General features: G+C 67.1%; 16 protein-coding genes. 7 read left to right on the top strand and 9 right to left on the bottom strand.

Annotated features, from left to right (window positions below; all coding sequences use genetic code 11):
• The first annotated feature begins 497 nt into the window (after nt 1–497).
• The 6 genes from murJ (at nt 498) to NI1_RS27205 (ending at nt 9,129) form a co-directional block, all read left to right on the top strand.
• Nucleotides 498–4,286, top strand: a complete 3,789-nt coding sequence (murJ, locus tag NI1_RS27230; RefSeq protein WP_245663431.1) for a murein biosynthesis integral membrane protein MurJ — start codon at nt 498–500, stop codon at nt 4,284–4,286.
• Between the two features lie 301 nt (nt 4,287–4,587).
• On the top strand, nt 4,588–5,172 hold the full coding sequence (sigM, locus tag NI1_RS27225; protein ID WP_067826126.1) for an RNA polymerase sigma factor SigM: 585 nt from the start codon (nt 4,588–4,590) through the stop codon (nt 5,170–5,172).
• A 102-nt stretch (nt 5,173–5,274) separates the two neighbouring features.
• Nucleotides 5,275–6,135 carry an RsmA family anti-sigma factor gene (locus NI1_RS27220; protein WP_067826124.1) on the top strand — a complete coding sequence of 287 codons (861 nt, stop codon included), beginning with the start codon at nt 5,275–5,277 and terminating at the stop codon, nt 6,133–6,135.
• Between the two features lie 242 nt (nt 6,136–6,377).
• Entirely contained in the window at nt 6,378–7,361 is a 984-nt protein-coding gene (trxB, locus tag NI1_RS27215; RefSeq protein ID WP_067826122.1) for a thioredoxin-disulfide reductase, read from the top strand.
• Between the two features lie 10 nt (nt 7,362–7,371).
• The gene (gene trxA, locus NI1_RS27210; RefSeq protein ID WP_067826120.1) at nt 7,372–7,710 is read left to right on the top strand and encodes a thioredoxin; all 339 of its coding nucleotides are present in this window, start codon (nt 7,372–7,374) and stop codon (nt 7,708–7,710) included.
• Nucleotides 7,711–7,932: 222 nt separating this feature from the next.
• Nucleotides 7,933–9,129 carry an N-acetylmuramoyl-L-alanine amidase gene (locus tag NI1_RS27205; protein ID WP_067826118.1) on the top strand — a complete coding sequence of 399 codons (1,197 nt, stop codon included), beginning with the start codon at nt 7,933–7,935 and terminating at the stop codon, nt 9,127–9,129.
• 86 nt (nt 9,130–9,215) lie between these two features.
• On the opposite strand, the gene NI1_RS27200 is transcribed toward NI1_RS27205, so the two are convergent.
• The 9 genes from NI1_RS27200 to rpmH form a co-directional block, all read right to left on the bottom strand.
• Complete coding sequence (locus tag NI1_RS27200; RefSeq protein WP_067826389.1) at nt 9,216–9,950, bottom strand: hypothetical protein; 735 nt, start codon at nt 9,948–9,950, stop codon at nt 9,216–9,218.
• 221 nt (nt 9,951–10,171) lie between these two features.
• Nucleotides 10,172–11,197, bottom strand: a complete 1,026-nt coding sequence (locus NI1_RS27195) for a ParB/RepB/Spo0J family partition protein (protein ID WP_067826387.1) — start codon at nt 11,195–11,197, stop codon at nt 10,172–10,174.
• A 65-nt stretch (nt 11,198–11,262) separates the two neighbouring features.
• The gene (locus NI1_RS27190; RefSeq protein ID WP_174564531.1) at nt 11,263–12,231 is read right to left on the bottom strand and encodes a ParA family protein; all 969 of its coding nucleotides are present in this window, start codon (nt 12,229–12,231) and stop codon (nt 11,263–11,265) included.
• Between the two features lie 589 nt (nt 12,232–12,820).
• Complete coding sequence (gene rsmG, locus NI1_RS27185; RefSeq protein WP_067826114.1) at nt 12,821–13,528, bottom strand: 16S rRNA (guanine(527)-N(7))-methyltransferase RsmG; 708 nt, start codon at nt 13,526–13,528, stop codon at nt 12,821–12,823.
• Between the two features lie 156 nt (nt 13,529–13,684).
• Nucleotides 13,685–14,221 carry a Jag family protein gene (locus tag NI1_RS27180; protein WP_067826112.1) on the bottom strand — a complete coding sequence of 179 codons (537 nt, stop codon included), beginning with the start codon at nt 14,219–14,221 and terminating at the stop codon, nt 13,685–13,687.
• A gap of 47 nt (nt 14,222–14,268) precedes the next feature.
• Nucleotides 14,269–15,333, bottom strand: coding sequence for a membrane protein insertase YidC (gene yidC / locus NI1_RS27175; protein ID WP_067826110.1), 1,065 nt, complete (start codon nt 15,331–15,333; stop codon nt 14,269–14,271).
• A gap of 4 nt (nt 15,334–15,337) precedes the next feature.
• On the bottom strand, nt 15,338–15,679 hold the full coding sequence (gene yidD, locus NI1_RS37470; protein ID WP_084523786.1) for a membrane protein insertion efficiency factor YidD: 342 nt from the start codon (nt 15,677–15,679) through the stop codon (nt 15,338–15,340).
• Nucleotides 15,676–16,077 carry a ribonuclease P protein component gene (gene rnpA, locus NI1_RS27170; protein WP_084523784.1) on the bottom strand — a complete coding sequence of 134 codons (402 nt, stop codon included), beginning with the start codon at nt 16,075–16,077 and terminating at the stop codon, nt 15,676–15,678. The genes yidD and rnpA overlap by 4 nt, the downstream gene beginning before the upstream one ends.
• Nucleotides 16,078–16,189: 112 nt before the next feature.
• Entirely contained in the window at nt 16,190–16,333 is a 144-nt protein-coding gene (rpmH, locus tag NI1_RS27165) for a 50S ribosomal protein L34 (protein WP_033085250.1), read from the bottom strand.
• 562 nt (nt 16,334–16,895) lie between these two features.
• Here rpmH and dnaA point away from each other — a divergent pair.
• Nucleotides 16,896–18,743 (top strand): chromosomal replication initiator protein DnaA, encoded by a 1,848-nt coding sequence (gene dnaA, locus NI1_RS27160; protein ID WP_067826109.1) that lies wholly within the window; start codon nt 16,896–16,898, stop codon nt 18,741–18,743.
• Nucleotides 18,744–19,493: the final 750 nt, after the last annotated feature.

The following is a 19,493-nucleotide window of genomic DNA, read 5'->3' as shown; positions in this document are numbered from 1 at the left end:
CGCGACCACCGCAGCCACCGGGCGCGCTACCGCCCAGGTCGGCCGCCCCCGCACGCCCCGGACCCGATGGGCGGATCGCGCCCGAAGAGCGCTACCACTGGGGACACGGCGGGCCCGATCGAGATCAGGGATTCGAGGAGGGGCGGTATTCGACACCGCCGCAATCGAATCCGCAGTACGGCGGGCCGCGCTCGACCCCGCGCCGGTACGACGAGCCCGGCGCGCCGGCTCGCTACCCGGCGGGACCGGGGTCGGGTGCGCAACCGCGCTACCCCGGCGGACCCGCCTCCGGTGCGCAACCGCGCTATCCCGATGGGCCCGCCTCCGGTGCGCAACCGCGCTACGCGGGCGGACCGGCCTCGGTCCCGCAGGCGCGCTACACCGGCGGTCCCACTTCCAGCGCGCAGCGCCACGCCGCCGGGCCGGCCTCGAATCCGGCGCTGCGGCAAGCGCAATCGCCGGCGCGGAAGGCGCCGGGCGCGACCACAACAGGCCAATTGCCGGAAAGCGCCAAAGCGGAGAACTCGAACGCGCGGTTGGTGCGCGACTCCGGTTCGATGGCCATCGCGACCCTGATCAGCCGCGTCACCGGCTTCGGCAAACAGCTCATGCTGCTCACCGTGCTCGGCCCGGCCATCGCCTCGGCCTTCACCGTCGCCAGCACCCTGCCCGCCATGATCTCCGAACTGCTGCTCGGCGCGGTGCTCACCGCCATCGTGGTGCCCACCCTGGTGCGCGCGGAGAAAGAGGACCCCGACGGCGGCGCGGCCTTCGTCCGGCGGCTGTTCACGGTCGCGTTCACGGTGCTCGGCATCGGCACGATCGCCGCCCTCGCCGCGGCGCCGATCCTCACCTCGCTGCTCGTCTCCGACAGCGGCAAGGTGAATTCCGGCCTCACCACCGCACTGTCGTACCTGCTGCTGCCCGCCATCCTGCTGTACGGCATATCGGCGCTGCTCATGGCCATCCTCAACACCCACCAGGTGTTCAAGCCCGGCGCCTGGGCGCCGGTGCTGAACAACGTCGTGGTGCTGGTCGTGCTGTTCCTCTATTGGATACTGCCCGGCGAGATCACCCTCGATCCGGTTCGCATGGGCGAGCCGAAGCTGCTGCTGCTCGGCGTCGGCGTCACGCTGGGCGTGGTGGTCCAGGTCGCGAGCCTGGTGCCGGCCATTCGCCGGGAAGGCATCGACCTGCGGCCGCTGTGGGGCGTGGACGACCGGCTCAAGCAGTTCGCGGGCATGGGCGCGGCCATTCTGCTGTACGTGGCGATCAGCCAGGTCGGCTGGATGGTCAGCACCCACGTGTCCTCCAGCGTCGACACCGCGGGCCCGGCCATCTACCAATTCGCCTGGCTGCTACTGCAATTCCCCTACGGCGTGATCGGCGTGACGCTGCTGACCGCCATCATGCCGCGACTGTCCCGCAATGCCGCCGCCGACGACACACCGGCCGTGGTGGACGATCTCGGCACCGCGACCCGCCTCACCATGATCGCGCTGCTGCCCATCGTCACCTTCCTGACCTTGGCGGGACCGCAGATCGGCGCCGCGCTGCTCTCCTACGGCCGCTTCGGCGCGGCCGACGCCCACCGGCTCGGCGAAGCGGTGTCCTGGTCGGCGTTCACCCTGATCCCGTACGCGCTGGTGCTGATTCACCTGCGCGTCTTCTACGCCCGCGAACAGGCGTGGACCCCGACGTGGATCATCCTCGGCATCACCGGCGTGAAATCCGTGCTGTCGCTGCTGGCGCCGGTCGTCTTCGCCGACGATCAGGTGGTCGTCGCGCTGGGCGCCGCCAACGGTCTCGGCTTCGTCGCGGGCGCGGTGATCGGCGGCTGGCTGCTGCATCGCAGCCTCGGCGATCTGCGCATGACCAATGTCGGCCGCACCGTGAGCCGCGTGGTGGCGGCCTCGCTGGCCGGCGGCGCGGTCATGCTGATCGTGGACAAAATCCTGGGCCTGCACCGGCTTTCGGACTCCTTCGGCGGCATCGGCTCCATGGTGCGGGTCGCGCTCACCGCGCTCGTCATGTTCGGCGTCGCCTTCGGCCTGATGCGACTGGCCGGCATCCCGGAGATCGTGGCCATCACCGTCGCCATCTCCCGCCGCCTCGGCATCACCCCGCCCGCGCCCGATCTGGGCCTCGAGGGCGGCATCGTCGAGGACATTCACGAAACCACCGTGCTGGCACGGCCCGATCTGCGGGCCGCACCCTACTACTACCGCTTCGATCCATACCTCGACGCGCAGACCATGGTGCTGCCCGTCGTCCGACCCGATGCGGTTGACATCACCGGTACGGGCGAACTCCCGTACCCTGTTCGGCAGAGAAGCGCAACTGCCGGAACCGGCCCGGACGAGCTCGCAACTCGGACGAAGCCGGCTGATCCCCGCGCGAGCTCGGGTAGCGACGTCAGAAAGGCGCAGGACGATGCCGTCCGCATGTCACAGGATGTTCCGGCCCAGCGAACCTCGGCATACCACGGCGAAGGAGGAGCGAGGGTGAGCGACGACGCGGCGGGCGGGGTCCCGGCCGCCGACTCTACTGCGAACGCGGGCGGCGGGCTGTCCACCGATGTGCCTCCCACGGCAGCGCAGCAGAGCGGAAAGCCGGGCGCCAAGGCCGAATTCGTGGATTCCGAACCGGACCTACCGGACGAGGAACCCGAATCCGGTCCCGAAACCGGCGTCTACGAGGCGGTATCGCCACAGATGCCGCCCATGCGCGTGGAGTCGCCGACCAAGCGAGTCCAGCGCGGTCCCAAGCTGATTCCCGGCGCGTCCGTCGCCGGCGGCCGCTACCGGCTGCTGGCCGGGCACGGCGGGGCGCGCGGACTGCGGTTCTGGCAGGCCCTCGACGTCAAACTCGACCGCGAGGTGGCGCTCACCTTCGTCGACGCCGACCAGAAGGACGGCGACAACTCCGGACACGATGGGCCGCAGGCCATCCTGTCCCGCACGCTGCGGCTCGGGCGGATCAACTCGCCCGGTCTGGCGCGGGTGCTGGACGTGGTGCGCGGCTCCTCCGGCGGCATCGTGGTCGCGGAGTGGACGCCGGGCCGCTCGCTCAAGGAGATGGCCGATACCGTGCCGTCGCCGATAGGAGCCGCGCGGGCGATTCGCGCGCTGGCGGCGGCGGCCGAAATGGCGCACCGCGGCGGCGGCTCGCTCTCCATCGACCATCCGGATCGGGTGCGGATCAGCGCGACCGGTGATGCCGTGCTGGCGTTCCCGGGCACGCTGTCGGACTCCGACGCGCAATCGGACGTGCGCGGCCTGGGCGCCATGCTGTACGCGCTGATCACCGCGCACTGGCCGATCCGGGGCGCGGTGACCGGTACCGCCGCCACCGTCGGCGGGCTGCCGCTCGCCGACTTCGGCCCGGACGGAACTCCGGTGGAGCCCAGGACGATTCGGCCCGAGGTGCCCTTCGAGATCTCGGCGGTCGCGGTGCGGTCGCTGGAATCCAACAAGGGCGTGCGGACCGCGGCGACCGTCCAGCACGTGCTGGAGCAGGCGTCGGTGGTCGACCAGAAGACCGATTTCATTCCGGTGCTGCGCCTGGGCCAGAAGCCGCCGAGTGTGCCGGACGAATCGCTCGCGGATCCGGAACTGCTCGCGGCCGAGAAGGAACGCTCGCAGCGGATGATGTGGATCCTGGTCGGACTGGGCGTGCTCGCGGCGCTGGTCGTCGGCGTGATCATCTGGTGGCTGCTGAGCGTGTTCGCGCCCGGCGCCTCCGATCAGCCGCTCAACGAACAGCGCAATATCGGGCTCACCACCGCCAGCACCGCACCCGCGGTGCCCGGTTCCGGCGAAACCCCGGCCGCCGCCCCCACCGGCGGCGTGCCGGTGCCGGTGACCGGGGCCATGGTGTTCTCACCCGAGGGGACGCCCGACAACATCGGCCAGATCGGGACGGTGCTGGACAACAATCCGACCACCATGTGGCGCACCGACCAGTACTTCCAGCAGTTCCCGGCGCTCAAGAAGGGCGTCGGGGTGGTGGCCACCCTGGGCAGCCCGAGCAAGCTCACCAAGGTGATCATCGACTCGACCACGCCGGGCACCCAGGTCGAGATCCGTACCGCGCCAACCGCTTCGCCGACCCTCGATCAGACCCAGCTGATCGGGGCGGCGACGCTCGGCAACGGGGTCACCGAGATCGCGGTGCAGGCCGACCAGCCGGCCCGCTACGTGCTCGTCTGGATCACCGCGCTCGGCCAAAACGGGGGCCAGTACCAGTCCACCATCTCCGAACTGCGTTTCGAAGCCGCACCGTAGTACTCACCGACGCGCCCACGTGCACACCCCGTGGAGCCGCTCGCCCCGCACCGCAATGACGCGGTTCCAGCGTGGAGTTGCCGCTGACGGCCCCAGGGGGTTCGGGGGGCAACGCCCCTGAGAGGCCCGAGAGTCGCCATCCCCGCGAAGCACTCAAAACGGACCGGTCGCCGTGTCGGATTCGCCCGAAAAGGCCCCGCTAGCTGCGCTTTTTCGAGCCGATCCATTGCTGCCGAATCGTTATCTTCGATACGATCTTGCGTATTCCCTGGCAGGGGCTCACCAGCACTAGGGGTCGCATTTGTCGTCAGCGCAGGAAAATGCCGTCCGGTCTCGACCGTCCGTCACCGAGACCTCCGATCGAGATCTGCTCGCCGCGCACGCGCACGGTGAACGCGACGCCTTCGCGGAGCTATTGCGACGCCATCGCGACCATCTCTGGCAGACCGCCCTGCGCGCCTCCTATTCGCACGAGGACGCCGACGACTGCCTCCAGGAGGCCATGCTCTCCGCACACCGGGGCGCGCGTAACTTCCGCGGCGACTCCGAGGTCCGCAGCTGGCTGCACCGCATCGTCGTCAACGCCTGCGTGGACCGGATCCGGCGCAACAAACTACGCCGCACCGAACCGCTGCTGGACGAGTCGCCACACGAACCCGTCTGCCCCCGAGACGATTTCGCGGCCCTGGACGACACCCTGCTGCTCGACGGCGCATTGTTCCGGCTGCCCGCCGAACAGCGCACCGCACTGGTGCTGGTCGAGCTCGAGCAGTACTCCATCGCGGATGCCGCTGCGCTGCTCGGCATTCCGGAGGGGACCGTGAAGAGCCGATGTGCGCGCGGCCGCCGGCGACTCGTCGAATTTCTCGACCGCGAGAACTCCTGATTTCGCTCGGAATCCAGCAAGATAGCGGGAACCGGTACTCACACCGGTACGTCGAATACTCGAGAAGGTCTGCGAATTCCCACATCTGGCCCTGGAGGGGCAATGGACGAGTTCTCCACCGAACTGCTCGGTGATCTGCACGCCGGACTCATTCCGGCCGAGGTATCCGAACAGCTGTGGCCGCGGGTCCGCCGTGACCCGGCCGCCGTGCGTTACCTGCGTTCGCTCGACCGTGTGAACAACCGGCTGCACGACCTCGGCCGCGCCGGCCGCATCGTCCATCCCATGCCCGATGCCGTCTCCGCACGCCTGGAACGAATGATCGACGAGCTCGCCACCGCCGATTTCACCGACACCGCCGAACGAGTCGCCACCGTGCATCAGCTCCGCCCAGACCAGCCCGCCAACCCCCCGGCAACGCCCGCCACGGCGCCCATGCCGGCCATCAACGCCTCGATCTTCGACACCGGTCGCCTCGACCCGCGCGACCTGGACCACCCCGACCTCGACCAAGGCGAGGACCCGGACCCCGAACCCGTTCGCCACGAACACCTTTCCCGCAACCTGCGCTGGCTCACCGCCGCGGCCGCGGCGGCCGCCGTCATCGCCGGGGGAGTGGTGGCCGTCGACGCCATGCAGAACCGCACCGCCACCCCCGCCGCCCAACCCGGGGACGCCGCGCCCGAACTGGCCCCGGACTTCTCCAGCACCGAAGTCCTCACCGCCATGGGCCGCCACGAGATCACCGGCCCGCTAGCCAGCGGCACCGCCCTCGACGACTGCCTCGAAGCCGCCGGCCTCGGCCGCGCGGTCCTGGGCACCCGCAGCGTCACCTACTCCGGCACCAAAGCCGTCCTGGTCCTGCTAGCCGGGCCGAAACCCCCGCAAATCACCGCGGCCGTCCTCGGAAACTCCTGCACCCCGGCCAATCCCCAGCTCCTGGCCAACACCGACATCGGCTGACCAACCGCCCCACCCGATTTCACCCCGGCAAGCCGAAGGCTGGGAGGTGCGCCGTCCCCCGGGCGGAGTGAGCTGCGCCACTCCAATCCTCGCGGGGGTCTGGGGGCTTGCCCCCAGGTTTCCCCATAAGGGGTGTGGGGGCGAAGCCCCCACGATCCCGCACGCCGCGAAGAGCGGGGAATGACAGCGTTTACGCTGTTGTTGACCCGCATGCTCGTTTCACAACTGCCTCGGAGGGCCTCTTGAGTACGCCTGTACGCGACCTGATCATCGTCGGTTCCGGTCCCGCCGGCTACACGGCAGCCGTCTACGCGGCGCGTGCGGAGCTGGAACCGCTGCTCTTCGAGGGCACCCAGTTCGGCGGCGCGCTCATGACCACCACCGAGGTCGAGAACTTCCCCGGCTTCCGCGAGGGCATCATGGGCCCCGACCTGATGGAGGAGATGCGCGAACAGGCCAAGCGGTTCGGCGCGGACATCCGCACCGAGGACGTCGACGCCCTCGACCTGTCCGGCACCATCAAGAAGGTCACCGTGGGCGGCGAAGTCCACGAGGCCTACGCCGTGATCCTCGCCATGGGCTCGGCCGCCCGCTACCTGAACATCCCCGGCGAGCAGCGCCTGCTCGGCCGCGGCGTCAGCGCCTGCGCCACCTGCGACGGCTTCTTCTTCAAGGGCCAGGACATCGTGGTGGTCGGCGGCGGCGACTCCGCTATGGAGGAGGCGACCTTCCTCACCAAGTTCGCCGCCAGCGTCACCGTCATCCACCGCCGCGAGGAGTTCCGCGCCTCCCGCATCATGCTCGAACGCGCCAAGAACAACGAGAAGATCCGTTTCATCCTGAACTCGGAAGTGCTGGAGGTGCACGGCGATTCGAGTGTCACCAGCCTCACGCTGCGCGACACCCGCACCGGCGAGACCTCGGAGCTGGCCGCCACCGGCCTGTTCGTCGCCATCGGCCACGACCCGCGCAGCGAACTGGTGCGCGGCCAGGTCGAACTGGACGACGAGGGCTACGTGAAGGTCGAGGGCCAGAGCACCTACACCTCGGTGCCGGGCGTGTTCGCCGCCGGCGATCTGGTCGACCACACCTACCGCCAGGCCATCACCGCCGCGGGTACCGGCTGCCGCTCGGCCATCGACGCCGAACGCTGGCTCGCCGAGCAGGGCGACATCACGACCAATACGCTCGATCACGCCGGTGCGCCGGTCGAAGTGAACAACTAAGGAGTACGACATGTCCGACGCCAAGACCACCGCGACCGTGACGGTGACCGACAAGACGTTCGCCGACGACGTGCTGCTCAGCGAGAAGCCGGTGCTGGTCGATTTCTGGGCGGCCTGGTGCGGCCCGTGCAAGATGGTCGCCCCCGTGCTGGAGGAGATCGCGGCCGGCAATTCGGACAAGATCACCATCGCCAAGGTGGACGCCGACGCCAATCCGGAGAGTGCGGCGACCTACGGCATTCTGTCGTTGCCTACCATGGTGCTGTTCCAAGGGGGCAGGGAAGTCAAGCGGATCGTCGGCGCAAAGGGCAAAGCGGCCCTCTTGCGCGAACTCGAGGGTGTTCTCTGACCACACTGGGTAGGATTTCGGCGCTGACGGAGGCCGGAGTGGGAGCCGACAGGTTCCTCCTCCGGCCTTCTACCGCAGCGCCACGCTAGGATTCCTGCACTCGACAGTTGCCGAAATTCGGTCCGGGTCTGAGACAATCGACCGACGCTCCGGTCGTGCGCTGGTGATTGAACCAACGCATGAGTGGGTACCCGGGTTGGCGGAAGGAAAGGGCTCTCACGCATGCACCGACTTCGTCACGGCGATACAGGTCCAGCCGTAGCTGAGGTTCGGAGCACCCTCGCAAGCCTCGGTTTCCTGCATACCCATCCCCATACCGACCCGTCGGGTCATAACGGGGAGTACTGGAAGGACGCCGACGCCTCCTTCGACCACGATCTCGACTCCGCGGTGCGCGCCTTCCAGCAGCACCGCGGCCTGTTGGTCGACGGCGTGGTCGGACCGGCCACCTACCGGGCGCTCAAGGAAGCCTCCTACCGGCTCGGCGCGCGGACGCTCATCTACCAGCTCTCGGCCCCGCTCTACGGCGACGACGTCGCGACCTTGCAGCGCCGCCTGCAAGATCTGGGGTTCTACGTGGGCCGGGTGGACGGGTTCTTCGGGCCGCACACCCACGAGGGGCTCACCTCCTTCCAGCGCGAGATCGGCCTGTCCGCCGACGGCATCTGCGGTCCCGACACGCTGCGCTCGCTGGATCTGCTGGGCGCACGCGTCACCGGCGGCAACCCGCATCGCATCGCCGAGGAAGAAGTGGTGCACCGGGCCGGGCCGCAGCTCACCGGCAAGCGCATCGTCATCGATCCGGGTCTGGGCGGACCGGACAAGGGCGCGCCCGTGCCCACCGAATTCGGTGACGTCTACGAATCGGAGATCCTCTGGGATCTGGCCAGCCGCCTCGAAGGCCGGATGGCCGCAACGGGAATGGAGACCTTCCTCTCCCGGCCGTGGGGCGCCAACCCCTCCGACGCCGAGCGCGCCGAGACCTCCAATACTTTCGACGCCGACCTGATGATCTCGCTGCGCTGCGCGGGCAACAACAGCCAATCCGCCAGCGGCGTAGCCAGTTTCCACTTCGGCAATTCGCACGGCTCCACCTCGATGATCGGCCAGGTGCTGGCCGGGTTCATCCAGCGCGAGATCGTGGCCCGCACCTCGCTCCAGGACTGCCGCACGCACGCCCGCACCTGGGATCTGCTGCGCCTGACCAAGATGCCGACCGTGCAGGTCGATATCGGTTATCTGACAAACGATTACGACGCCTCGGTGCTGACCAACCCGCGCATGCGCGATGTCATCGCCGAAGCCATCCTGATCTCGGTGAAGCGGCTGTACCTGCTCGGCCAGGACGACCAGCCCACCGGCACCTACACTTTCGCCGAACTGCTGGCCGAGGAACTGGCCGCCGCCGATCGCCTCTAGGCGCTCGGTTTCACGGGAAACAACGAAAACCCCGCCTGCCCGATTCGGGAGGCGGGGTTTTTCGTTGCCGTAGGCGGCTTTTCGGGTCAGAAGGTCGCGACGCGGTTCGGGGCGGTCAGGGCGGCGGCCGCGAGCAGCTGATCCAGCGCGCGCTCGACGTCTTCCTTCCACAGGTGATCGTGATCGAGCTCCAGCCGCAGCCGCGGGAAGCGGTGATGCGAGGCAACCACTTTGAAGCCGACCTCCTCCAGGAAATCGGCATCGATCATGCACGTCTCCGGCGAGCACGGGCCATTGGGCGACAGGCTCGCGGTGGTGCGCAGGGGAGTGGGCGCGATCCGCTGCATCAAGGTCATCGATCCGAGTTCCCGATCCGGCATGGACGCGGACGGCGGATCCCAGCGCAACCCGAAGGCTTCGATGGCTCGCACACCACGGCGCACCAGATCGTTCACCACCGCCTGAATCAGCTGAATGGCTACATCGGTGTCATGGAACTGGAATTCGGAGCGCAGCGTGGTCAGCAGCACCGCATCCGGGCTCACGGGGGAGGTGGGGAAGAGGCCGGCCCGCGGCACCGCGCTCGGCGGCGAGTACAACGCGCACCCGGCCGACTGGCCGTCCACCAATGCGACCTGCCCGCAGGAGCCCCACTCCAGCAGCACGGTGGAAAGCCAGGCCTCCTTCTCGAAGACCGGGTCGCTGAAATCCTGACAGTCCGCAGCCACCGCCGGATCGATCTCCCAGAACACGCAACGCCGTGCGTGTCCGGGCAGCATGTCGAGTCCGCCGAGGGTAAGTGCGGTAACGCTGGTCGACACCGCTCTGTTCAGCCTCCAGCTGTCGAATTCATCCACCACACTCACGCCGCATCGATATCGGCTCGCCAGCAAGAATAAGCGATCAAGGGATCGTGCCTCATTCCAGTTTGGGGTACGGGGCCGAAGCCCCGGAATCATTCGGCTGGTTCGGGGGAGGAGTCCCTCGAACATCGCCGATAACTTGGGACCGTCACAGTGACGTTTCGGCCCCGGGTGCCGGGTCAGAGCTTGGATTGCTCCATCAGGCTCACGATTCGCTCCAGATCGTCGATCGATCCGAACTCGACCGTGATCTTGCCCTTGCGCTTGCCGAGACTCACCGTGACGCGGGTGTCGAACGACTCCGAAAGTCGCTCCGCCACATCCTGGAGACCGGGCATCTGGATCGGCTTGCGCTTGGGCGCCGGGGGAGCGGCGGTGTCCGGATTCGAGTTGGCGATCTTGACCGCTTCCTCGGTGGAGCGAACCGACAACCCTTCGGCGATGATGCGCGCCGCGAGCGCTTCCTGCGCTTCCGGTCCGGCCTCCAGCGCGAGCACGGCACGGGCGTGCCCGGCGGAGAGCACGCCGGCCGCGACCCGGCGCTGCACCGGAATCGGAAGTTTCAGCAGCCGAATCATATTCGTGATGACCGGACGGGAACGGCCGATTCGAGTCGCCAATTCCTCGTGCGTCACGTCGAACTCTTCGAGCAGCTGCTGATACGCCGCCGCCTCTTCGAGCGGATTCAACTGCACCCGATGGATGTTCTCCAGCAACGCATCCCGCAGCATGGCGTCGTCGGCGGTCTCGCGCACGATGGCGGGGATGGCCTCCAGCCCCGCCTCCTTGCTGGCCCGCCAGCGCCGCTCGCCCATGATGAGCTGATAGCGCGGCTCCGGCTCGGCCGCGACCTGACGCACCACGATGGGCTGCATCAAGCCGAATTCCTTGATGGAGTGCACCAGTTCGGCGAGCGCCTCGTCGTCGAAGTAGTCGCGCGGCTGCTTCGGATTCGGCTCGATCCGGTCCGGCGGGATCTCCTTGTACACCGCGCCCGCATCGGTCTCCTCGACCGGATCCGGGACGCGATGCAGGAACGCCGACGGGGGAGTCGGACCGATCGGGTCGATGCCGATGACGACATTCGCGGCGGCACTGCCCAGCCCGCCCGGTGTGGTCGTGAGGCCGCCCGGTGTGGTCGCGGGCCCGGTCGGGATCAGCGCCGCGAGACCGCGGCCCAGTCCACCTTTCTTCGCCTGACTCATCGGCTTACCGACCCGCCTTTCCTTGTCCACCACACCCGAACACTCTCACTGCGAAAACTTTTGAACTACACACCGGATTGTGCGTCGGGAGTCTCCTCCGACGCGGCACGACTCGCCGCACGAGCCGCGATCTCACGCCCGGCATCGAGATAGCTCATGGCGCCACGTGAACCCGGATCGTAATCGAGGACGGTCATGCCGTAGCCCGGCGCCTCGGAAACCTTGACGCTGCGGGGGATGACCGAGCGCAGCACCGCTTCACCGAAGTGGCCGCGCACCTCCTCGGCCACCTGATCGGCGAGCTTGGTGCGGCCGTCGTACATGGTGAGAACGACGGTGGAGACATGCAATTCGGGGTTCAGGTGCGCCTGCACCAGACCGATATTGCGGAGCAGCTGACCCACGCCCTCGAGTGCGTAGTACTCGCATTGGATGGGGATCAGGACTTCCTTGGCGGCCACCATCGCATTGACGGTGAGCAGACCGAGCGACGGCGGGCAGTCGATCATCACGTAGTCGATGTCGTACCCGGCGAGGTTGGCTTCTTGGATGGCGGTCTTCAATCGGCCTTCGCGGGCGACCATGGAGACGAGTTCGATCTCGGCGCCGGCCAGGTCGATGGTGGCCGGGATGCACATCAGCTTGTCGTTGTGCGGGCTCTGCTGGATGGCGTCCTTGACCGAGCATTCGCCGATGAGCAGTTCGTAGCTGGACGGGATGCCGGAGTGGTGGGGGATGCCCAGCGCGGTGCTGGCATTGCCCTGCGGATCCAGATCGATGACGAGCACCCGCATGCCCTGGATCGCCAGCGCCGCCGCCAGGTTCACGGTCGTGGTGGTCTTACCCACGCCGCCCTTCTGATTGGCGATGGTGAAGATGCGCTGTTCCTTCGGACGGGGGATGGTGGCGTTGCCCGGGTGCAGGACCTGGCTGGCGCGCTGCGCCTCGGCCGCGATCGGGGTCTCGCTGGCGGAGATGTTCCCGAACGGGGTGCGGCTGAACTCCTCCACATCGAAGGATCCGCCATCGAGCATGCCGGGCACCCGGGACGTTGTTTCCCGTGAAACATTCGCCGGACCGTTGGACATACAGGCTCCTAACCGCGAGAACTCAAAGACACGTGGTCGAGCGGAAATCCGCGCACTCTGGCAGCAGCGCGCAACGCTGCGTAGTTACCGAGAAGGTGCGAGGTGCTAGATCGATACCCATTCCGAAGCCGTTCCCCAGCTGAGTGCCAGCCGATTTCGAGCCGGTGCCGGGCATCGCAAGTCTGCGCTCACGCTCGACGATCACTAGCTTGCCAGTACGGGACACAATACGGAAGTTGAACCGCGAGGAACTCGCTGCGACACGCGAATTCAACCAGCCTGAAACGAATACCGGTGGGGTTACGCGATCTTGGTCATGTTTCACGGGAAACATTGCCGACTCCCCGGAGCCTCAGGGGCTTCGCCCCCGGACCCTCGAAGCGGCGCCGGCCCCAGCGCCCCGAGCCCCCACCGTGCCCAGCTTCTCCGCCATGCGCCATCCGGAAAAGAAACGACCCCGCCATCAGGCGGGGTCGTGTCTCAACCAATGGTGCTGTCACAGTGACGGATAGCGGGAAGCTGTCCGCCCGGGGGCTCAGCGGCGCTTGGACTTGCCTTTGCGCTCCGCCCGGGGGAGCTTCTCGGCGCTGATCACATAGGTGGGCGTCTCCAGTACTCCCGCACCGCATTCGAAGACTTCGGCATGGCCCGCGCCCGCCTTGGTCAGTTCGTCGCGATCACGCTCCAACTCCTCGGCGGCGCTGATTCCCTTGAGCGCCAGCATCCGTCCGTGGTCACGGACGAGGGGCATGGACCAACCGGCGAGCTTCGCCAGGGGAGCGACCGCGCGGGAGGTGACGACATCCGCGCCGCCGGCTTCCTTCTTCACGCCCGGCTGCTCGGCTCGGCCGCGCACGACGGTGATGTTGTCGAGCCCGACCGACTGGACGAACTCGGCGAGGAAGACGGTGCGGCGGAGGAGGGGCTCCACCAAGGTGATTCGGAGATCGGGGCGAGCGATCGCAAGGGGGATGCCCGGCAGCCCCGCGCCGCTGCCGATGTCGACCACGCGGACGCCCTCGGCCATCAGGTCGCCGATCACCGCGCAGTTGAGGATGTGGCGATCCCAGAGGCGGGGGACTTCACGCGGACCGATCAGCCCGCGCTCCACGCCGGCGCTCGCGAGCGCGGCGTAGTACTCCCGGGCCATCTCCAGACGGTCACCGAAAACCACCGACGCAACGGCCGGCGGCTCGACGAGTTCCGGAGGGGTCACCTCGGCGGCTGGTTCCACGTGAAACATCCTTCCGACCAGACTTGCCCAACTCTTTGGATTCCTCAGGGGCGCAGCCCCCGAACCCCCGACCGAGGGGGACATGGATAAGCGTAGGGCCCCCGGTCTATTCGACCCGGGGGCCCTGCCTTCAACACCGGGCGCGTGTCACGCGCCGCCCGAATCTCACTCGGGGAGAACCACCACGCGGCGGTTCGGCTCCACGCCTTCGCTCTCGGAGACGACGCCGTCGACCGCGGCCACCGCGTCGTGCACGATCTTGCGCTCGAACGGGGTCATGGGGGAGAGGACCTCGCGCTCACCGGTTTCCAGCACCCGCTTGGCCGCCTCGGTACCGATGGCGCCCAACTCGGAACGACGCTTGGCGCGCCATCCCGCCACATCGAGCATGAGCCGGCTGCGCACTCCGGTCGACTGCTGCACGGCCAGCCGGGTCAGTTCCTGGAGCGCGTCCAGGACCTCGCCGCGACGGCCGACCAGCTTCGCCAGATCCTTCCCACCGTCGATGCTGACGATCGCGCGATCGCCTTCCACGTCGAGGTCGATATCGCCGTCGAAATCCAGGACGTCGAGCAACTGCTCCAGGTAGTCGCCCGCGATCTCGCCCTCTTCGATGAGCGCTTCCTCGGCCTCGTTCGCGGACTCGGTCGCCGCCGGCGCAGCCGTCACAGTGGGATCCCCTCCGTCGGTTTCAACTGTCATTGTTGTGTCCTTCATCTGGAGTTGTCGGCACTAGGCCGTAGAAGTCCTCAGCGACGCCGCTTCTGGTTCGCGCGCCCGCGGTTCCCGGAGCGCTGCTGCTTCTTGGCGGTCTGCTTCGAGCCGTTCTGCGACGCCTGCGGAGCATCCTGCTTCGGCGTCTCGGCGCTGTCGCCCGGGGTGGAATCGGCGGCCTGCTTCTTGCGCACGTCGACCGGCTTCACGCCCGGCTTGGGCGCATTGGCGGCGCGCTTCTCCAGCGCGGCGGCCTTCTTGGCCTCTTCTTCCTGAGCCATGCGGCCGAACACCAGATGCTGCTGCGCGTAGGTCCAGATGTTGTTGGACACCCAGTAGATCAGGATGGCGACGGGCAGGAACGGACCACCGACGAGCACGCCGAGCGGGAAGACCCACAGCGCCAGCTTGTTCATCATGGCGGCCTGCGGGTTGGCCAGTGCCTCGGGCGACTGCCGCTGCACCGATGCGCGCGCGTTGAAGTGGGTCGCCAGGCCGGCGATGATCATCAGCGGAATCGAGACGGCCGCGATGGCCACCTTGCTCGGAATACCGCCGTACTCGGCGAAGGAGTTCAGCACGCTCGCCGGCTCGGTGATGTACGCCGAGAGCGGAGCGCCGAAAAGCCGTGCGGTGAGGAAGGACTGAACGTCCGCCGCGGAGAAGATGTAGTTCGGCGTATGCGCGTTGTCGTACGGGGTCATGCCCAGCTGGCCGATGCCGGTGCCGGTGCGGTTGAACGAGCGCAGCACATGGAACAGACCGAGGAACACCGGCACCTGGAGCAGGACGGGCAGGCAGCCCATGAGCGGATTGAAGCCGTGCTCCTTCTGGAGCTTCTGCATCTCGACCGTCATCTGCTGACGATCGTTCTTGTACTTCTTCTGTAGTTCCTTGATCTGCGGCTGCAACTCCTGCATCTGCTTGGTGGTGCGGACCTGCTTCACGAACGGCTTGTAGAGCACGAGCCGCAGCGTGAACACCAGGAACACCACGGCCAGGGCCCAGGCGAACCCACTGTCCTTGCCCAGCACGAACCCGAACGCTCGATGCCAGAACCACAGAATGGCCGACACCGGGTAATAGATGAAGTCGAGCACGGCGCTATGCACTCCCGTCGTTCGTATCGCCGGTCACCGCGGGCGATGACCCTTCAAAAGCTGATGCCGCGTCCCGGCGCGCCTGTTCTTCGCGAACACGACGCGGCTCCGGTACGGGGTCCCACCCACCAGGGTGCCAGGGCGCACATTTCGCCAAACGGACGGTCGCCAGTCCGAGCCCGACGAACAGTCCACGGGTGCGCAAGGCCGTCACCGCGTACTCACTACAAGTAGGGGTGAACCGGCACGTCGGCATGCGGGTGGGGGAGATGTAGGTCCGATACAGCTCGATGAGAAATATCAGAGCTTTGGCCGGTAAGCGGACCGCCGCGCGGAAGGCGTTCACGACTCGCTGCCGGAAGGATGAGGTTCGGCGGTGACCACGCCGAGTTTGCGCAGTCCGGCCCGCAGCTGCCGTTCCAGTTCGGCCGAGGGTGCGTCGGCCGCACCGGGCAGGGCGCGCAGCACGATGTCCGCGCCTTCGGGCACGTCGATCGCCAAGCCGGCGCAGATATGACGCAGGCGGCGGGCCACCCGGTGGCGAACCACCGCTGGACCCACCGCCTTGCTGACGATCAAGCCGAAGCGCGGGCCTCCCACCCGTACGGATGGTGCCGCGAGGTTCGACTGCTCGTCGTGTAGCAGTACGTGCACAACGAGATCCCGTCTCCCGATCCGCCGGCCTTGGCGAACCGTCCGGGAGAAGTCGGTGCGCCGATGCAGCCGGTACGGCTCAGGCAGCACCTGAGCGTCCGGTGACTATCGGTCGGATGAGGTTTCGGGAACCGAGCGGCGAGCCGAGCTGTGGACACCTCGGCGAGCCGGGCGTCTCGCGCCGCATTCGGGGATTACCGAATCAGGCGGTCAGCTTGGCGCGGCCCTTGCCACGGCGCGCCGACACGATGGCGCGGCCCGCACGGGTGCGCATCCGGAGACGGAAGCCGTGGACGCGCGCCCGACGACGGTTGTTCGGCTGGAACGTCCGCTTGCCCTTGGCCACGGTCAACACTCCTCATAGTGGTGGACGCCTGGTGACGCCCGAAGTCTGTTCGGTGAAACGGTGCTCTCGGGGAATCCAGATGGAATCTCCGGCGCAATACCCTTGTCGGCACGGGCAGCAAACAGCCGCCACCGCACCATAGGGTGACTGTAGAAGGGTACTTACCCAGTGAACGAGAATCAAACTCGGGGTTGGATATCCCCGTCACGCCGCTGATCAGCACCGTCGTGGCGAGCTCGAGTGTAGTACCGCGCGCCGCTGCCTGGGGGTTCGTGTCGCGGGGTGGGTCTCGTGTACGGTCCATTCCAGGCAATTGGGAGACCGCGAGTGCTTTTGCCAGCTGTTAGCTGATGCACCGCAGGTCCCGGTCCGATTCGGGGGAAACGCCGCGATTCGACGCGCATCCCCAGGTTGTCCACATCTGTGGATAATTGTGTGGAAAGACCCCTGGAGTGGCATATTCGTAGGGCCGACGGTGCCTCGCCGACGCCCTAACCGGGGGAAAGCCGAGCAGTGCTCATCGTCTGCTCCGCATCGACCTACACCGGGGAGGACCACGTACGTGGACGACGAGCAGAATGTGCTGACCGCTGTCTGGCCGGAGGTGATCGCGGAACTCGCGAGCGGCTCCGCCGACGGGGAGATCCAGCCGGTCAGCAAGGCTCACAAGGCTTGGCTCGGAATCATCGAACCGATCACCTTCGCACAGGGATTCGCCCTGCTCTCGGTACCCGGGACGATGGCGCAGGAGGTTGTGGAACGCGATCTCCGGGAGCCCATTCTGCGCTCGCTGGGACGGCGTGGTCTACAGGTCGAGGGTTTGGGTGTGCGTATCCGCGCGCAGCAGAGTTCCCCGGTCGACCGTTCGCCGAACGCGCCCCGTCATGCCCGCATGACATCTCGTCCGGAACGGCCCCGGGAGCCCGAACACGCCCCGCTCGGCTACCAGCCGGCACCCCCGCCGGTGGAACGCCAGCAGCCGTATTACCAGGCCCAGCCGGAATACCAAGCCCCCCGCCACATTCCACAGCCCGAGTACAGCCCTCCACAGGAGTACCCGGCGGAGTACGGCGAGCGCGAAGCTTATCCACCGGTCGATTACGGGCAGCCGCAGATGGCCGAAGAGTTGCCGGTCCCGGTTCCGGAGCCGCAGCAACCGCCGCGGCGGCGCGAGAACCATCGCGCCCCGGCCATGCCGCCGGGACAGGAGTCGCTGTTCTCGCCGGAGCCGGACGACGAGCCGCCCATGCCGTCGGGTCCGACCACACGCCGCCCGGTGGACGACGACCACGACGACGAGCCGGTGGTGAACGTCCGCAACAACTGGCCGACCTACTTCAACAAGTCGCCCGAGCGCGAGCGCGAGCCCGCACCGTCCTCCTCGGGCAGCCTGAACGCCAAGTACACCTTCGAGACCTTCGTCATCGGTGCCTCCAACCGCTTCGCGCACGCCGCCGCGGTGGCCATCGCGGAAGCGCCGGCGCGGGCCTACAACCCGTTATTCGTTTGGGGCGCTTCGGGTTTGGGCAAAACACACCTGCTGCACGCGGCCGGGCACTACGCCCAGCGACTGTTCCCGGGCATGCGGGTGAAGTACGTATCCACCGAGGAATTCACCAACGACTTCATCAACTCGCTGCGTGACGACCGGAAGGTGGCCTTCAAGCGCCGCTACCGGGAGACCGACATCCTGCTGGTGGACGACATCCAGTTCATCGAAGGTAAGGAAGGCATCCAGGAGGAGTTCTTCCACACCTTCAACACCCTCCACAACGCGAACAAGCAGATCGTGGTCTCCTCCGACCGGCCGCCCAAGCAGCTGGCCACCCTGGAGGAGCGGCTACGGACCCGGTTCGAGTGGGGCCTGATCACCGATGTGCAACCGCCGGAGCTGGAGACGCGCATCGCGATCCTGCGCAAGAAGGCGCGGATGGATCGCCTGGATGTGCCGCACGACGTGCTGGAACTCATCGCCAGCCGGGTGGAGCGCAATATCCGCGAGCTCGAGGGCGCGCTCATCCGCGTGACCGCCTTCGCCTCGCTGAACGGGCAGCCGCTGGATCTGTCGCTGGCCGAGGTGGTGCTGCGGGATCTGATGCCCGACACCGCCACGCTGGAGATCACCGCGGCCACGATCATGGCCGTGACCGCGGAGTACTTCAATACGACGCTGGAAGAACTGACCGGCCCCGGTAAGGCCCGGCCGCTGGCGCAGGCCCGGCAGATCGCCATGTACCTGTGCCGTGAACTGACCGACCTATCCCTACCCAAGATCGGTCAGGCCTTCGGCCGCGACCACACGACGGTCATGTACGCCGAGAAGAAGGTGCGCAAGGAGATGACCGAGCGCCGCCGGGTGTACGACCAGGTTCAAGAACTAACAGCCCGAATTAAACAGCGTTCGCGCTGATCCACAGTCCACAGGTCCCCACGTCGTCTGACGTGGGGATCTGTCGTTTCCGGGGTTGTGGATTCCTCGAGGAGTCCTCGAGGAATGCCTGTGGACTCCTCGAGGATTCCCACTGTTGTCCACCGATTCGCTCACAGGTCGCTACTAACAGGGGTGCACAACCGGTAGTGCACAGTTCCCACAGGTTGCTTCATCCTCGAGGGCTGACCTGGGCCGATGCGAAGTTGTCCCTGTGGATTCCTCGAGGAGTCCTTGTCAGCTCCTCGAGGAATCCTCGAGTTGTCCCCGATTTCACTCAGATGTTGGCTACCCGGCCCGGAACGGGGGAGCAACTCGAGGATGGCTCGAGGATGAATGTGTACAGCCCGGTTGTCTCCACAGCCGTTCGCCGTTCATCCTCGAGACACCCCAGGTACATCCCCACGCCGCCGCACGCTCCCACCTGCGGAAACGGCCGAAGTCCACAGAACTAACAGGACCTACTACTACTTCATTTCTCTCTCTATAAATTCATCTTTTAAAACAGGTGTGTGGAAAGTCGGTCTGGGAGCGAACGGATCGAGGGGTAGCTCCTCCCTATCCGAACGAAGCCTGGACAAGAGGGAGCCGGCTCCGCTCCGCGCGCATCTCTCGATGGGATCCGGGCTCGCCCCCTCCGGTGAGATCAGTGGTGGGTCGCCGTAGGCAATGCGGTCGTGCGCGGGTACGGTTTGGTGTCGGTCGGCTATGCCACACTGCGTGGACGGCCGA

The sequence above is a fragment of the Nocardia inohanensis NBRC 100128 genome, assembly GCF_001612945.1.
Taxonomy (GTDB): domain Bacteria; phylum Actinomycetota; class Actinomycetes; order Mycobacteriales; family Mycobacteriaceae; genus Nocardia; species Nocardia inohanensis.
Note: the sequence above shows the minus strand (reverse complement) of the source record. Positions and strands in the feature narration are given on the sequence as shown.